12 protein-coding genes are annotated in these 15,951 nt (G+C 58.4%); 6 read left to right on the forward strand and 6 right to left on the reverse strand.

The window, feature by feature from the left end; genetic code table 11:
• Positions 1-50 precede the first annotated feature (50 nt).
• From trkA to hflX, 4 genes are all read left to right on the forward strand, one after another.
• Positions 51-1,427 (forward strand): Trk system potassium transporter TrkA, encoded by a 1,377-nt coding sequence (trkA, locus tag ACRZ96_RS01790; RefSeq protein ID WP_480814178.1) that lies wholly within the window; start codon positions 51-53, stop codon positions 1,425-1,427.
• Positions 1,427-2,968: a TrkH family potassium uptake protein gene (locus tag ACRZ96_RS01795; protein WP_170396867.1), complete on the forward strand. Its 1,542-nt coding sequence runs from the start codon at positions 1,427-1,429 to the stop codon at positions 2,966-2,968. Before trkA ends, ACRZ96_RS01795 begins: the two co-directional genes overlap by 1 nt.
• 131 nt (positions 2,969-3,099) lie before the next feature.
• Positions 3,100-3,339 carry an RNA chaperone Hfq gene (hfq, locus tag ACRZ96_RS01800; RefSeq protein WP_005982826.1) on the forward strand — a complete coding sequence of 80 codons (240 nt, stop codon included), beginning with the start codon at positions 3,100-3,102 and terminating at the stop codon, positions 3,337-3,339.
• Entirely contained in the window at positions 3,339-4,610 is a 1,272-nt protein-coding gene (gene hflX, locus ACRZ96_RS01805) for a GTPase HflX (protein WP_170396869.1), read from the forward strand. Before hfq ends, hflX begins: the two co-directional genes overlap by 1 nt.
• On the opposite strand, the gene ACRZ96_RS01810 is transcribed toward hflX, so the two are convergent.
• The 4 genes from ACRZ96_RS01810 to hemB all read right to left on the reverse strand — a co-directional run bounded on the left by ACRZ96_RS01810 (position 4,607) and on the right by hemB (position 9,448).
• Positions 4,607-5,002: a nuclear transport factor 2 family protein gene (locus tag ACRZ96_RS01810; RefSeq protein WP_170567134.1), complete on the reverse strand. Its 396-nt coding sequence runs from the start codon at positions 5,000-5,002 to the stop codon at positions 4,607-4,609. The genes hflX and ACRZ96_RS01810 overlap by 4 nt on opposite strands.
• 103 nt (positions 5,003-5,105) lie before the next feature.
• Positions 5,106-7,568, reverse strand: a complete 2,463-nt coding sequence (locus ACRZ96_RS01815; protein ID WP_170567136.1) for a penicillin acylase family protein — start codon at positions 7,566-7,568, stop codon at positions 5,106-5,108.
• A gap of 165 nt (positions 7,569-7,733) precedes the next feature.
• Positions 7,734-8,306 carry a lipid-binding SYLF domain-containing protein gene (locus ACRZ96_RS01820; RefSeq protein ID WP_480814179.1) on the reverse strand — a complete coding sequence of 191 codons (573 nt, stop codon included), beginning with the start codon at positions 8,304-8,306 and terminating at the stop codon, positions 7,734-7,736.
• Positions 8,307-8,449: 143 nt separating this feature from the next.
• Positions 8,450-9,448, reverse strand: a complete 999-nt coding sequence (gene hemB, locus ACRZ96_RS01825; protein ID WP_480704964.1) for a porphobilinogen synthase — start codon at positions 9,446-9,448, stop codon at positions 8,450-8,452.
• 120 nt (positions 9,449-9,568) lie between these two features.
• On the opposite strand from hemB, the gene ACRZ96_RS01830 reads away from it, so the two are divergent.
• Both ACRZ96_RS01830 and mfd read left to right on the forward strand, forming a co-directional pair.
• Entirely contained in the window at positions 9,569-10,093 is a 525-nt protein-coding gene (locus tag ACRZ96_RS01830; RefSeq protein ID WP_170396878.1) for a component of SufBCD complex, read from the forward strand.
• A 21-nt stretch (positions 10,094-10,114) separates the two neighbouring features.
• Entirely contained in the window at positions 10,115-13,570 is a 3,456-nt protein-coding gene (mfd, locus tag ACRZ96_RS01835) for a transcription-repair coupling factor (protein ID WP_480814180.1), read from the forward strand.
• On the opposite strand, the gene ACRZ96_RS01840 is transcribed toward mfd, so the two are convergent.
• Entirely contained in the window at positions 13,567-14,244 is a 678-nt protein-coding gene (locus ACRZ96_RS01840; protein WP_480704962.1) for an SH3 domain-containing protein, read from the reverse strand. The two genes, mfd and ACRZ96_RS01840, sit on opposite strands and share 4 nt — an antisense overlap.
• Entirely contained in the window at positions 14,241-15,905 is a 1,665-nt protein-coding gene (locus ACRZ96_RS01845; RefSeq protein WP_480814181.1) for a hypothetical protein, read from the reverse strand. Before ACRZ96_RS01845 ends, ACRZ96_RS01840 begins: the two co-directional genes overlap by 4 nt.
• Positions 15,906-15,951: the final 46 nt, after the last annotated feature.

A 15,951-nucleotide genomic window follows, 5' to 3' on the forward strand; every position in this document is an offset into this window, starting at 1 on the left:
GCTTTGGGGGCATCTGTCATTCAAAGATTTCAGGCAGAAAGGCCAAGAGCATGAAGGTCATCATATGCGGTGCCGGTCAAGTCGGCTGGCAGATTGCGCGTCACCTTTCGGGCGAACTGAACGATGTGACGGTGGTCGACAACAATCCCGATCTGGTACGTCGCGCGACCGAGACGCTGGACGTGCAGGGGATCGCGGGGTTCGCCAGTTATCCGGATGTGCTGGATCGTGCAGGGGCCCGCGACTCCGACATGATCATCGCCGCGACCCATTCGGATGAGGTGAATATGGTCACCTGCCAGATGGCGCATTCGGTTTTTTCGATCCAGCGCAAGATCGCGCGTTTGCGGTCGAAATCCTATCTTGAAGCAATCCATTCCGATCTCTACCGCCGCGATCATCTGCCCATTGATGTAGTGATCAGCCCGGAACGCGAAGTTGCCGCCGCAGCGATGCGCCGTCTTTCGGCACCTTCTGCTTTCGATACCGAGATATTCATGGATGGAAAGGCGCAGCTGCTCGGCATTCGGGTCGAGGAAGACTGCCCAATCGTCAACACACCGCTGCGACAATTGACCGACCTGTTTTCCACGCTCAGCTCGATTGTGGTTGGTGTGCGCCGTGAAGGGACGCTGTTTGCGCCGGAATCCGAGGATCAGCTGTTTGTAGGCGACGAATGCTACGTCTTCACTAGCGTAAAAGACGTTGAACGTACGATGGAGGTGTTCGGCAAGGCTCAGCGTAAGCAAGATCGTGTGGTGATCGTCGGCGGCGGTAATGTCGGGTTGGAAGTGGCCCGCACACTGGAAGAGCGCGAAAGCCGGGTGCGTGCCAAGATTATCGAGCGTGACCGCAAATGCGCCGAAATCGCTGCCGAAGCATTGGAGCGGACGATTGTTCTGAACGGCGACGGCCTAGATTCATCTTTGCTGAGCGAAGCAGGGATTGAGCGCGCCGACGCGATGTTGGCGGTCACGGATGACGATCGCACCAACATGCTGGCCGCGGTACGCGCCAAGGGAGAGGGTTGTCCACTGGCCATCGCCCTGATCAACGACCCCAGCATGGTCGCCTTGATGGGACCGCTGGGGATTGACGCATATATTAACCCGCGCGCCACCACTGTCAGTTCGATCCTGCGTCACATTCGGCACGGGCGCGTGCGTCAGGTGTATTCCATTGGTGATGCCGAGGCCGAGGTAATCGAGGCCGAAGTGCTATCAACCTCGCCCATGGCTGGACAAAAACTGCGCGACATCGATTTCCCAGAAGGCGTTCTGGTCGGCGCAGTACGCAAAGGTGACGAGGTTCTGCGCCCGACCGGCAGCCTGCGCATCGACGAGAAAGACGTGGTGGCGATCTTTGCAATGGCCAAAGACGTGCCCGAGGTTGAGCGTCTGATGCAGGTTTCAATCGATTTCTTCTGATGTTGCAAGCACGCGGACAGCAACGGATCGGAGTATTGCGGCGATTGCCGCTGCTGCTGATGATCTGGGGTATCGTGTCGCTGGCAATGTGGATACCCGCAGTTTATGCGCTGGCGCTGGATGATCACGCCACCTCACGGTCATTCTTCTATTCCGGATTGCTGGGTGTTTTTGCGGTGTCGATCATAGCTCTGGCCATGTCGAACCGACGACCACGGCGGGGAACGCTTGGTCAATTGGCGGTTCTGCTGGCCGCCTTTACCGTACTGCCGATATTTCTTGCAATTCCGTTTCATGATGCGCTGGGGACAACCAGCTTCCTGAACGCCTATTTCGATATGGTCAGCGCGCTGACCACAACCGGCGCCGATCTGTTCCCCGATCCCGCACGCCTTTCGGCGCCGTTGCACTTATGGCGCGCGTTGGTCGGTTGGATGGGCGGATTGCTGATGTGGATCTCGGCGGCCGCGATTCTGGCGCCCTTGTCGTTGGGCGGTTTCGAAGTCACAGCCCGGGGGCAACCGGGGCGTCCCGTCTCGGGCGTGGCACAGAGCGAGAAGTCCGATCCACGCGGCCATCTGATCCGCGTGTCGCGCACATTGGCACCCGTCTATGCGGGTTTGACAGCTGTGATCTGGATCCTGCTGTTGATCGCAGGTGAGCAAGGGCTTACTGCCGTGAGCCACGCGATGTCAGTGATTGCGACTTCCGGCATATCACCTGTCGGTGGATTGGAAGGATCGACCGCAGGAATCACTGGCGAGGCGATCCTGTTCCTGTTCCTGTTCTTTGCCCTGTCGCGGCTGACCTTTTCGACCGATACAGCGACCTCAGGGTATTCGCGGCTGGACAAAGACCCAGAATTTCGGATTGGCATCTTCATCGTGCTGGCGGTCGCTGTGCTGCTGTTCATCCGGTTTTTGGCTGGAACGGCCGAACTGAACATTGCCGTCGAAGTGCGGCAAGCACTTGGCGTTTTTTGGGGGTTCATGTTTACGGCGATGTCGTTTCTGACCACGGCCGGATTTGAAAGCGCCAACTGGAACGACGCGCAGCAATTGTCGGGCTTGAGCACACCGGGCCTGATTCTGATGGGGCTAGCCCTGGTCGGAGGAGGCGTGGCGACGACTGCGGGTGGGGTAAAGCTGTTGCGGGTTTTTGCGCTCTATCTGAATGGCAAGCGCGAGATTGACCGACTGATCTATCCTTCTTCGGTCAGCGGAGAGGGTGGCGGCAACCGCCGCATTCAAAGCGACGGTGCCTTCATCGCCTGGATCTTCCTGATGATGTTCGCCCTGACGTTGGCCTTGTTCGATTTGTTGCTGGCCGTCATGGGCGTAGGTTTTGAACAGGCCATGCTGCTCAGCGTTGCCGCACTCAGCACCACGGGGCCGTTGATTGAATTGGCAACGGATGTGCCCATACGTCTGATTGATCTTTCCAGCGGGGCCAAGTTGACGGTCTGCGCGGCGATGGTGATCGGGCGGTTGGAAACTCTGGCGATCGTGGCACTGATTACGCCAACGCTGTGGCGCGATTGACCCTGCGTCAGGCACCTGGTGTTACTGCCTGATTTTTCATCTGGAATATCTGTGCGCGGCACTCCATACTCTGCCGGAGGGAGCGCGTTGGTCCGCAGCGCGTAGCAAGAACAATGGCGAGATAACAAAATATGGCTTCGGACAGACAGAATCTGCAGGACGCGTTCCTGAACAATGTACGGAAAGCAAAGGTCCCGGTCACAATATTCCTGATCAACGGTGTGAAATTGCAGGGTGTAATCACCTGGTTCGATAACTTCTGCGTGCTGCTGCGCCGCGACGGACAGTCGCAGTTGGTGTACAAGCATGCGATTTCGACCATCATGCCGTCACAGCCGATCAACCTTTATGAGGGCGAAGACGCCTCTTGATGGAACATGAGAGGGCGCGCACCCGGGCTTGGGTGCTGCATCCCGAAATCAAATCAGATGAACAGCGCCGTGTGCCCGAACCAGCGCTGGAAGAGGCGGTGGCACTAGCTGCCGCTTTGCCCGATCTGGATGTGGTCGGTTCCGAAATAGTGCGCCTACCGCGCGCGCAGGCTGGTTTTCTGTTCGGCAGCGGCAAGATCGAGGAACTGGCCGAACGCCTCCACGACAATGAGATCGAGCTGGTTCTGATCGACGGGCCAGTGACTCCGGTTCAGCAGCGCAATCTGGAAAAAGCGTGGAAGGTCAAAATCCTCGACCGGACCGGTTTGATTCTGGAAATATTCAGCGACCGTGCGCGTACCCGTGAAGGTGTACTGCAAGTTGAGATGGCCGCGCTTAGCTATCAGCGTACGCGACTGGTTCGGGCCTGGACCCACCTGGAACGTCAGCGCGGTGGCCTTGGGTTTGTGGGTGGTCCCGGTGAAACTCAGATCGAGGCCGACCGGCGTGCCATTGATGAACAACTGGTCCGCCTGCGCCGCCAATTGCAAAAAGTGGTGAAGACCCGCACCTTACACCGCGCAGCGCGCGCGAAGGTTCCATATCCGATTGTTGCACTTGTTGGCTATACAAACGCCGGGAAATCCACGCTGTTCAACAGCCTAACCGGGGCCGAGGTGATGGCAAAAGACATGCTGTTCGCCACGCTGGACCCAACCATGCGGCGGGTTGAGCTGCCGGATGGCCCCGAGGTGATCCTGTCCGATACCGTGGGTTTCATCTCGAACTTGCCCACGGAACTGGTTGCGGCCTTCCGCGCCACGCTGGAAGAGGTTCTGGGGGCTGATCTGGTCGTGCATGTCCGCGATATCAGCCATGAAGAAACCGAGGCACAGGCACGGGATGTTGAGGCGATCCTGAACTCTTTGGGTGTCGAGGACAGTCGCCCCCGGTTGGAGGTTTGGAACAAGATCGATCTGCTGAGCCCGGAAGACCGCGAAGCCGCGCTTGCCCGGGCCGAGCGTGATCCGGCGATCTTTGCCATATCGGCCGTAACGGGCGAAGGTGTTGATCCGCTGCTGTCTGAAATCGCCACGATCCTGCAGGGTGCGCGGCATGAGACTATCCTGAAACTGGGCTTTGCCGATGGTGACAAACGCGCGTGGCTCTATCGTCAGGATGTGGTCAGGTCTGAAGATCAGACCGAAGAGGGGTTCGAGATCACGGTGCTCTGGACTGACAAGCAGGCGTCCCGCTTCGCGGCGTTCTAGGTACCGTCTATCTGACGCTGGTAATCCTCTGCATCGAACCACCCAAGCGAAGATAGCACCTTGTTGTCCTTTGAAAGCTCCCACTCTTCCCAGCCGCGTGTAACGACACGGTTGCCGGTCTCGGCGTGATGGCCTTCGAGGGTCCAGACAAAAATGGCATGCCCTCCGGCCCAACGCATCATATCGCAACGCACCTCAAGATCGGGGAATTCTGCATAGAACCCGCGAGCCATTTCGGCGATTGCGGCATGGCCACGCAGGGGCTCACCGCGATTGATGCTGATCTGACCTTCGGGGGCGAAAAAACTGGCGACCAAGTCGGGATCGCCCGAGCTCCAGGCGATCGCATAATCGCGTGCGAGATTGTTTAAGGTGTCTCGAAAGCTGCCCATGCATTTTCCCCCTTCGTGCAATGCGACGGCCAGACGAGTTTAGGCGATAACGAAGGGGTGCGCCACGCGAGGTTCAAAAAGGGGCGGGGATTTGCCGATCAGATCAGCGCGGGTTCAGGACGGTCACACCAACTGCCGCTGCTCGGGCAAGCCCGATATCCAGCGACATGGGGATGTATTCCCCGCGCCGCCATAGTTGGGCCTGATCGTCATAATAGCGAGATAGGAAATGGCCTGACTGGCCAGTTGCGGTGATGAAAACCGAACTATCGGGGTCCGCAAAATCGTAGACGCCACGATAACCTGCGCCATGCACATTCTGGAACGGGTCCGGTCCTTCGCCTGACGTGCGCCCGCGCAGCAGGGTGTTATCGCCACCGCTGGTGGATTGGCGGATGTTGACGAAAAACCGCAGCACCGGAACCTGGCCCAGCGCAGGGTGGTCCTGGGTGGCCTGATGCGCATCGCCCCAGCGTAAAGATTCGAGTGCGGGGCCATAGCGCTCGGAAATCCAAATGATCGCGTCATCCAGGGCCAGTCGTGCCATGTCGGTGCAATTTTCAACGGGAGCGCTCTGAACCACGTCGCACCAGACCGAGGCACCGTCGATATCGCGATACACCCGTTCGATAAACAGCGGCTCGACATGCTTGTATTCGGCAGCCAGCGGGCCAAGTTCGTCCGAGATCAGGCGGATTTGCAGCGCGCGCAACCATGCGGCGTAGATCAGGGGTTCCGGCAGATGCTCGTTCATCTCACCGTTCCAGTTGGCCAGCAGATCCAGCGCGATCTGACGCTGCCGTTCGGGCGTGCCTTCGGGTGCCGACTCACCGGTAAACCAGAGGTCGGCGCCGATCAGAGGAAGCAGTGATCGCGCTGTAAAGCTAACCGTGTCCAACTGCGCTTCGATAAAACTGTCACGCGTATGTACCTCGCGCGATTGCATCAGGCGTTCCCAGCGATTGACCCGCTGGGTGTCGCCCCACTCGTACGACACATGGCGCGGGAACGGCCGGTCGATAATCTTGTTGTTGGTGTTACCCAGAACTCCGCCGACCGGGGCCACGAATTCAGGATTGTCTGAATAGGGCAGGCGGCCCTGCCAACGGTTCCGTTCCAGCCAGCCGGGGGTGGGAATGCGGCCTCGGCTTTGATTGTTCAGATCGCGCCGGGGCATTGCGCCGACCAGTTTCATGCCGATCGTGTCTTTATCGACAAGCGACAAGTTTTGCGAAGGGGCAATATAGTCCTCGGCCGCGTCAATGGCGTCTCGAACTGAATCGGCATTCATCAGCGCCAAAGAGGCGCTCATGGATGTATCGCGGGGGCTTAGCGCGCTCCACGAGAGAGACGCGACATGGCCCGGTGGTGTGATGGTTTCCAGATCATAATGCGTGCCCGGCAGAACCGGTCCATTCTCGGTCCAGCGCAGGGTCAGGGTGATTGGGGCGGCGTCTTTGATCTCGATAATCGAAGGGCGGGTCTGAAAGCGTTTGTAGCCGTCTGGAGTAAGGTATTCTTCGGGATTGTCGGGGTTCAGTTGTTCGATGTGAACGTCCTGATCGTCCAGATAGGATGAGGTAAGGCCCCAGCCCAAGCGCTCACTCCGTCCGGCTGAGATTGCCGGTACGCCTGGAATGGTTGCACCGATAACGCCGCCTTTGGCCAGTTCCAGCCGCGCCAGATACCAGATACCCGGGGCAGTGAGGCCCAGATGCGGATCGTTTGCCAGCAACGTGCCACCGCTGGCCGAGCGGGACGGCGCGGCGGTCCACGCATTTGACGCACCTGCCAGCCCGCGCTGCGGGAAAGGCGACAGCGGCGTGTCGGGCATCGGAGTGCCTTGGGCATAGCGTGGAAGGTCTGGAAACAGATCAGCATACTCGGGCAGCGCGGCAATACCGGGACCGGGGACGTCGGGCAGAATGTCGGCCAGCCGTGCGGGATTATCCAGCATCAGCGATGTGCGTGCGCGTAACACTTCATCAGCAAGGTGGCCGGAAAGCTGCAGGCTCATCAGCTTGATAATCGCTACGCTGTCGCCCGGCTGCCATGGGGGAACGGGGGCGTTGAACAGGAACATCTCGGGGGCGCCACGTCCAAGCGCCTGTTCGTTGATCTCGGTAAGCCGGGCGTTGATCCCTGCGGAATAAGCGCGAAGCGCGGCCTTGGTATAGTCGTCCTGAAACTCGACTGAGCGATGGGCGAGTCCGTAAAGATCGAAACGACGCAGTAATTTGTCGATGGCTACCGTGCGCTGGCCGAACACTTCGGACAAGCGGCCCTGTGCGGTCCGACGCAGAATGGTCATCTGCCACAGCCTGTCTTGTGCATGGGCATAGCCCAGACCAAAGAACACGTCCGGGTCGGACTGGCCCAGTATATGCGGCACATTTGCAGTGTCGCGAACGATCTCGACAGGGGCAGTTATTCCTTCAACTTCAAGGGTTTGATTGTATTCAGGCAGGGATTGGCTGGCCAGAAAGTAGACCAACCCCACAGCAGCGATTGCCAGCAGGATCAGGCCTGTCGTAAGTCTCACCAGCCAGCGAAAAACCAGACCCATCTGTCCCCCGAGAATTCTATGCGGTCATTTGCGCCAAGGTTACTGGAACCTCCGCCCGACCGAAAGAGGAATGCCACTGGAATTTGTGGAAATCCGCGAAAACTCGGAGCCCCGCCACAAGATGTAGCGGGGCTCGTCAGAGGGGGGAGGGTGGTATCTTGGGTCTTAGGGGATGATGCGCGTATATTTGGTGCCTTCGACCGTCGCGCCGAACTTCAGACCCGCTTGTCCAAAGACTGCGGCCAGCACGGGTTTGCGCAACTGAGTGGTGTCGGTCGACAAGGATTCTCCGGTCGCGTCGACGACGTATCCGATATCTGCACCGGCCGTCCAACCGCTGGAGCGGCGGAAATCGTTCAAGGCCTCTTCGGTCATAAAGAACAGAACATGCGCATATTGCTGTGCGCCGATCTGCAGGCCCGCAGTACCGGAGATGGCGGAATAATAGTCGACCGTCGCGCCCTGAATACGCAGTGCACCCTGACCATAGGCGCCACCAAAGATAAATCCGGCATCTGTAATCAGTGGCATGACCAACATTCCGTTGGCCTTGTTGGCAATCTCAACGGTGTTGGGATACTTGCTGTACATCTCGTTCAGCGTCGCGTCGACGCGCGCGTCGAGTGTGACTGCGTTGGAGTTGCCAACGCCGTTGCCGCAGGCGGCGATCAGCGTCAGTCCGGCCATGCCAAAAGCAAAACCGCGACGGCTAAGTCGGGGGGAGTTTGAACTGCTCATGTTTCTCTGTCTCTGTGTATGTGCCTGAAATGTCGGGTGTTCCCGATCTTGTCTGCAAGAATACGCCGATTGCACCGGCCTGTCACGGGAAAGCTGTGCTGCGCACGCAGCAAATCGGCGAAAAATTGCGACAATCTGAGGTGTTAGCCCTGCAGGATGCGCGCGGCTTCGGGTGCAAAATAGGTCAGGATGCCGTCACACCCTGCGCGCTTGAAGGCCAGTAGGCTTTCCAGCATCACCCTTTCGCCGTCGATCCAACCGTTTTGTGCAGCGGCTTGGATCATCGCATATTCGCCAGACACCTGATAGGCATAGGTCGGCGCACCGAAGCTGTCTTTGACCCGTCGGCAGATGTCCAAGTATGGCATCCCCGGTTTGATCATGACCATATCTGCACCCTCGGTCAGATCGCGCTCGATCAGACGCAGGGCCTCGTCCGAGTTGGCAGGATCCATCTGATAGGTCTTCTTGTCACCGGTCAGCGCGCCTGATGCCCCAACGGCGTCGCGGAAAGGGCCGTAGAAAGCGCTGGCATATTTGGCGGCATAACTCAGGATCATGACATTGTGGTGACCCGCCGACTCAAGTGCGCTGCGCATGGCGCCGATACGGCCATCCATCATGTCGGACGGGCCGATGATGTCAGCTCCGGCTTCGGCCTGCGCCAGCGTCATTTTCACCAGCGCCTCAACAGTCTGGTCATTCACAATCTCGCCATCGACCACATAGCCGTCATGGCCGTTGATGTTGTAGGGGTCCAGGGCCACATCCGTCATCACCGCGATTTCGGGCGCAGCAGTCTTAATTGCACGAATGGCGCGGTTGGACAGGTTGTCGGGGTTCCAGGCCTCGGCACAATCTTCGGTTTTCAGGCTCGGATCGGTGTACGGGAAAATACATATTGCAGGAATACCAAGGGCTTGCGCTTCCACCGCGGCTTTGGTGATCAGGTCGACCGAGCGTCGCACGACCCCGGGCATCGACGGCACGGGTTCTTCGATATTTTCACCGTCGCGCACAAAAACAGGCCAGATAAAGTCATTCACGGTCAAGGTGTTCTCGCGCACCAGACCCCGGATCGCCTCGGATTGGCGGGCCCGGCGGAAACGGGTCCGGGGATATGGGGCGATGGTCGGTTTCATGGCGCACTCTCCTTGAACAATTGCGCATTGGGTGGCATGAATTCCCGGTGGTCTCAAGGGTAACAATGGACGCATCGCTGCGATGACGGTCCCTGCGGACGTTGAACAAAGGGCAGACGCTTGGACATATACTCTTCGATTTTCGAACTCATCGACATGCGGAGCTTTTCGAATCTGTGGTACTGGATCGGTCTGGCCGTTCTTTGGTCATCTGCCAGCCACTGGACGATGGGGGTGCCCTATGATCTTGTGATGCGCGCCCGTCGTGTAGGTGGTCAATCAGAACAAGACCTTCTGGATGTCGCGCGGATCAACTCGAACAGAGTGTTGTATATCGTCGAAACCTCGGGTCTGGTATTGATGGCAATTTGCTGTTTTGTTTTGACAGGCCTTGCAACGTTGGGATTCTTCTACGACGTGGAATTCGCACAGGCCGTATTTCTGCTTCTGCTCCCGATGTGTTTTGTCATGATGATCAGTATTGCGGCAGCGCGTCGATTGCAGACTCAAGAAGCGACCGTAGAAAACGTTTCCAAAACGCTGACGCGCAGTCGGACCTTTACTCAGATCATTGGTATGTTCTCGATCTTGATCACTGCGTTCTGGGGAATGTATCAGAACATTTCGATTGGTGTCCTGGGTTAGTAGTCCCTGAAAGGCAAGGTAATGACGGCTCCGAACCACGTAACAGTCGGCGGCGGCCCCGAGGGGTTTGATGCACAGCTTGTGCTGAATGAGATCGCGCGCTCGGGCGGTCCAGTCTGCCATATCGCCCGCGATGACAAACGGATGGAGGCGATGCGGGCAGCGTTGGCATTCTTTGCGCCGGACATGCCCGTATTTGTATTCCCCGGATGGGACTGCTTGCCCTATGATCGGGTGTCGCCCAATGCCGACATTTCTGCTGCCCGCGTGGCAACACTGGCTGCTTTGGTGCATCAGATGCCGCAGCGGTTCGTGCTGCTGACCACGCTCAATGCCGCGACCCAACGGGTACCCGCGCGTGCAGTGTTGCGAGAGGCCGCAGTCACCGCTCGCGTAGATCAGCGCATCGACGAAGATGCCCTACGCAACTTTCTGGTGCGCATGGGCTTTACCCAAAGCCCCACGGTGATGGAGCCCGGAGACTACGCTATCCGAGGCGGTATCATCGACATCTTCCCACCCGGTGAGAGCGGTCCCGTGCGGCTGGACTTGTTCGGGGATGTTCTGGATGGTGCACGCCGGTTTGATCCTGTCTCGCAGCGAACGACTGAAAAACTTGAGGTGGTCGAGCTTGCCCCGGTGTCCGAGGTTATACTGGATGAAGCCGCCATCACCCGATTCCGTCAGAACTATCGCATCGAATTCGGCGCGGCGGGTACGGATGATCCCTTATACGAAGCTGTCAGCGCAGGTCGCAAGCATCAGGGGATCGAGCATTGGTTGCCGTTTTTCCATGAAAAACTGGAAACCCTGTTCGACTATCTTCCGGGGGCCTCAATCTCGCTTGACGATCAGGTCACGCCTGCTCGGCTGGCGCGCTGGGATACGATTGCGGATCAGTTTGAGACGCGAAAGCTCGCTTTGGAAAACCGCTCGCGCATGGATACGGTTTATAAACCGACGCCTCCCGGTCTGCTCTATATGGACGATGCTGCATGGGAAGATGCAGTGGGCGATCGTCGCGTTTTGCAGTTCAGCCCGCTGCCGCAGGCGAGTGGTCCGGGCGTGATCGATGCGGGCGGACGGATCGGGCGCAACTTTGCACCCGAACGTCAGCAGGAAAGCATCAGCCTGTTTGGCGCTCTGGCGGCGCATATCACCGAAAAGATGGACACGGGGCCGGTCCTCATTGCCTCTTACTCCGAAGGCGCTCGTGAACGACTGACCGGCTTGATCGAAGATGAAGGCCTGGCCGAGGCGATCCCGGTGACCGACGGAACCCGGGTTGGAAAGCGCGGCCTGCATCTTGCGGTTTGGGCATTGGAACACGGGTTTGAAGCGCCCAATCTGACCGTGATCTCGGAACAGGACGTTCTGGGCGACCGTCTGATCCGCCAACCCAAAAAACGCCGCAAGGCCGAGAACTTCCTGACTGAAACGCAGTCGCTTAGCCCCGGTGATCTGGTGGTGCATGTTGACCACGGGATCGGGCGGTATCAGGGGATGGAGGTCGTTACGGCTGCTGGCGCCGCCCATGAATGCCTGCTGCTGGAATATGCCGAACAGTCCAAACTCTACCTGCCGGTCGAAAACATCGAGCTGCTGTCGAAATATGGCCATGACGAGGGGCTGTTGGACCGTCTGGGTGGCGGCGCATGGCAGGCCAAGAAGGCCAAGCTGAAAGAGCGCATCCGCGAGATGGCGGATAAATTGATCCGCATCGCCGCTGAGCGTGCCTTGCGCAAGGCTCCGGTCATGGACCCACCACCCCATGCGTGGGAAGAGTTCAGCGCGCGTTTCCCATATCAGGAGACCGACGATCAGTTGCGTGCCATCTCTGAGGTGATGGAGGATATGCATTCCGGTGCGCCGATGGATCGTCTGATCTGTGGCGATGTAGGCTTTGGCAAGACCGAGGTCGCCATGCGCGCAGCCTTTGTCGCCGCGATGTCGGGCGTACAGGTTGCCATTGTGGCACCGACCACGTTGCTCGCGCGGCAACACGCGGCGTCCTTCAAGGATCGCTTCCGGGGTTTCCCACTTGAAGTCCGACAACTGTCGCGCTTTGTCTCGGCCAAAGAGGCGCAGCAAACCCGCGATGGGTTGGCGCGAGGCACGGTGGATATCGTGATCGGCACCCATGCGCTGTTGGCCAAAGGGATACGGTTCAATAATCTGGGTCTGCTGATCATCGACGAGGAACAGCATTTCGGCGTGGGCCACAAGGAACGGCTGAAACAGCTGCGCTCGGACGTGCACGTCCTGACCCTGACAGCGACACCGATCCCACGAACTCTGCAACTGTCCCTAACAGGCGTGCGTGATCTGTCGATCATAGGCACGCCCCCCATCGACCGGCTTGCGATCCGCACCTATGTTAGCGAATTCGACGCGGTAACAATCCGTGAGGCGCTGCTGCGCGAGCATTATCGTGGCGGGCAGAGCTTCTATGTGGTGCCGCGCATCTCTGACCTGCCTGAGATCGAGGAATTCCTGAAAGAGCAGTTGCCTGAATTATCCTACGTGGTCGCACACGGGCAGATGGCTGCGGGTGAGCTTGATGACCGGATGAACGCGTTCTACGACGGTAAATACGACGTTCTGCTGGCCACGACGATCGTAGAAAGCGGGCTGGATATCCCGACTGCCAACACGATGGTCGTGCATCGGGCGGATATGTTTGGCCTAGCGCAGCTCTATCAGATCCGGGGGCGGGTGGGGCGCTCAAAAACCCGCGCCTATGCCTATCTGACCACCAAACCGCGCCAGCGCCTGACGGCGACGGCTGAGAAACGGCTGCGGGTTCTGGGCTCGCTGGATACGCTCGGGGCCGGGTTCACACTGGCATCGCAAGATCTCGACATTCGTGGTGCGGGCAACCTGCTGGGTGAGGAACAGTCCGGCCAGATGCGTGATGTGGGCTACGAACTCTACCAATCGATGCTGGAAGAGGCGATTGCCAAGATCAAAGCCGGCGAGATGGAGGGGCTATCGGATGCCGATGACCAATGGGCGCCACAGATCAATCTGGGTGTCCCGGTTCTGATCCCCGAGGATTATGTGCCTGATCTGGACGTGCGTCTGGGCCTCTACCGCCGCCTGTCGTCACTGTCGACGAAAGTGGAACTGGAAGGATTCGCTGCCGAGTTGATCGACCGCTTCGGCAGCCTGCCGAAAGAGGTGAATACCCTGATGCTTGTCGTGCGCATCAAGGCGATGTGCAAACGCGCCGGGATCGCCAAGCTGGACGGCGGGCCAAAGGGCGCAACGATACAGTTCCACAATGACAAGTTCGCCTCACCCGAGGGGTTGGTCGAGTTCATCCAGAACCAACGCGGGCTGGCCAAGGTCAAGGACAACAAGATCGTTGTGCGGCGCGACTGGAAGAAGGACAGCGACAAGATCAAAGGTGCGTTTGCCATCGCCCGTGATCTGGCCGAAAAGGTCGTGGCTGTGAAGAAAAAGGCGAAAGCCTAGTCCCCTGTCACAAAAGTGCAGAGCTGCCAGTCACCCGCTTCGGATCTTACAAGCGCAGCGCGGTAACCGACCATTGATGCCAGAAAATCGCTGAGTAAGTAGCCCGATGTCCCATCGGTCAGTCTGATTTTCTGGTACTCCTCATCAGGTTGATAGTCAGGGACGATCACGATTTCATGACTGATCAGCGCAAGGATGGGCGCGCCACGAGACGGTGCCTGACGCAGTGTGATGCTTTCGCCCGAAACATAGAAGGCGGTGAAAGGGTCTACTGTAGCGGGAAGAATGATCCGCCAATAGTGCGGCATCCAGAATTCACCCTGATCGTCAAAATATCCCGGTTGGGAAACCGTTTGCTGCAATTGCGACCAGTAAAAATCACGTAGCTCCGCAGCCTCGTCCTTAAACTCTTCACCAAGCGTTTCCGGAGGCACAGTCAAGTTGGTGCGAAACTCTTCCGGTCCACCTGCTGTGCCGTGACTGAGATAGATGTCGGGACAAGCGGCGGCGACAACTGCATTGGTATCGCGTGCCTCGATTTTCGCCAGCAAGTCAGCTCGGAATGCGACCAGTGATGGATTTTGACCTGCCTCGTCGATAGGTGGAAAGGTCTGGCGCTGTGCCAGCGCTGGACTGGCAAGCAGCAGGCCTGCCACCAAAAGGAATAGCTTCATTCCGCAGCCCTCATGGCGGCTTGGGCACAGAAGCACGACGCGCCGACGGTGCGGTCCGCGCGCGCCAAGGCAAGATCAAGGCGTTGCTTGATTTGGCGGATTTCTACTGTCTCGCCGCGTGCTTTCAGGCAATCATGCAAACCCTTCAAACTCCAGACATTGTCAGGGTGGATCGAGGCGCGGCTGAGCATGCCACCCAAGCCTAGATCTTCACGATAGACTGCCTCGGCCTCGTTCACATGCCCTTGTTCGAACAACAACGCACCAAGCGCATGGCGTGTTGGTTGCATCCAACCCCATGGCTCGTCATAGGGCAGCGTGTCATCCAACTCGACCGAGCGGCGTAGATGTGCATAGGCAATCTCGTAGTTGCCTTTGCGATACTCGATTTCTCCGCGCAGCATTTCCGCTGCGATCTCCAGAAGGTCGATGACCCGATTGTTGTGCAGGCGGCGCGTCTCGGGCACGCAGGTTTTTGCGGCAAGGAACAACTGCTCTTCGGCCTCGGCCTGCGCCACCTCATCAGTGGCTGCATGGGCGATGGCGCGAGCATAATGTGTTGTTGCTGTCAAAGTGCGATAGAGGTCAGGGTCGTCTGGCAAATTCAGTGCCTTGGCCTCTTCCCAGCGGCCAAAGCGGATCAGTATATGCGGGCCCATGGACATGTAGCTTTCAAAGTAATCCGCCATCGGCGGGCTTTCGATCCGAAGCATATCTTCGGGGGTGGTATCCCACAGGCCCTGATTGGCACGCAGGGCTGGTTCCATCTGACCGAGAAACAGAGCGCCATAGATGGTGAAGTGATAGTTGTGCTGACGATAGCCGGTATAAATGTTGAACGCGCCTTCACGCTCATAATATTTCAGATCGGCCTCGGTAGCCTTTTCGTTCCAGTAGGCAACATTGTGGTAATGGCCGCACAGCACATCGATATGGGTTGGCATATGCACCAGATGCCCGGCATCGGGCACAAGTGTGCGCAGGATGTCTCCGGCCTGCAGCGCCTTTTCTGGCGTCGGCGACATCTCCATCAGGTGCACATATAGGTGAAGTAGACCGGGATGAGACATCGACGCCGGGTCATTGACCATAGCGCTCTCCAAAGCGTCTTGCGCTTCAAGGGTCGCGGCACCCTCGGCCGGTTGACCCGTTTTCAGGTCCCACATCTGCCACGGGGTGAGGTTCATCAGCGCCTCAACATGGATCGTGCGCAGGTCCAGATCATCAGGCTGTTCGGCAAATGCGGCGCGCATCGCATCCGCATAGTCATAGTCCCACTGGTGCATGTTTTCGATGGGGTCACGCTGAGGGTATCGGGAGGGTAGGGCGCGGATCAACGCTTGCTCAACCGCTGTGCACCCGTTGAGCTGCGACAGCGCCTTCTGTGTTGCATCATAGGCGATGGCCAGTGATTTGGCCTGGCCCTGATCGTCCCGCAATTCCCACGGCAGGTTATAGTTTGGGCCTGCTGCATAGGCGACGCCCCAATGGGCCATGGCGCAATCCGGGTCAATTTCGGCAGCTTTCTGAAAGCACGTGACCGCTTCGTCGTGGTTGTAGCCATACGTCCAGACCAATCCGCGATCGAACCAAAGCTGTGCTTCGGGAGATGCTGTGGTGACGGCACAGGAATACGTGCCCAGATCATAATAGTCGCTCATGGCGCCCCCTCCCCACGATTTGCGGGAAGGTTAGCGTGTTTCAGCG

The organism is Ruegeria sp. CF1, assembly GCF_056537445.1.

Bases quoted from the DNA above. Each gene is read 5' to 3' on its own strand.
- trkA (WP_480814178.1), top strand. From the start codon at position 51: ATGAAGGTCATCATATGCGGTGCCGGTCAAGTCGGCTGGCAGATTGCG.
- ACRZ96_RS01815 (WP_170567136.1), bottom strand. From the start codon at position 7,568: ATGGGTCTGGTTTTTCGCTGGCTGGTGAGACTTACGACAGGCCTGATC.
- hemB (WP_480704964.1), bottom strand. From the start codon at position 9,448: ATGAAACCGACCATCGCCCCATATCCCCGGACCCGTTTCCGCCGGGCC.
- mfd (WP_480814180.1), top strand. From the start codon at position 10,115: ATGACGGCTCCGAACCACGTAACAGTCGGCGGCGGCCCCGAGGGGTTT.
- hfq (WP_005982826.1), top strand. From the start codon at position 3,100: ATGGCTTCGGACAGACAGAATCTGCAGGACGCGTTCCTGAACAATGTA.
- ACRZ96_RS01795 (WP_170396867.1), top strand. From the start codon at position 1,427: ATGTTGCAAGCACGCGGACAGCAACGGATCGGAGTATTGCGGCGATTG.
- ACRZ96_RS01845 (WP_480814181.1), bottom strand. From the start codon at position 15,905: ATGAGCGACTATTATGATCTGGGCACGTATTCCTGTGCCGTCACCACA.
- ACRZ96_RS01820 (WP_480814179.1), bottom strand. From the start codon at position 8,306: ATGAGCAGTTCAAACTCCCCCCGACTTAGCCGTCGCGGTTTTGCTTTT.
- ACRZ96_RS01840 (WP_480704962.1), bottom strand. From the start codon at position 14,244: ATGAAGCTATTCCTTTTGGTGGCAGGCCTGCTGCTTGCCAGTCCAGCG.
- hflX (WP_170396869.1), top strand. From the start codon at position 3,339: ATGGAACATGAGAGGGCGCGCACCCGGGCTTGGGTGCTGCATCCCGAA.
- ACRZ96_RS01810 (WP_170567134.1), bottom strand. From the start codon at position 5,002: ATGGGCAGCTTTCGAGACACCTTAAACAATCTCGCACGCGATTATGCG.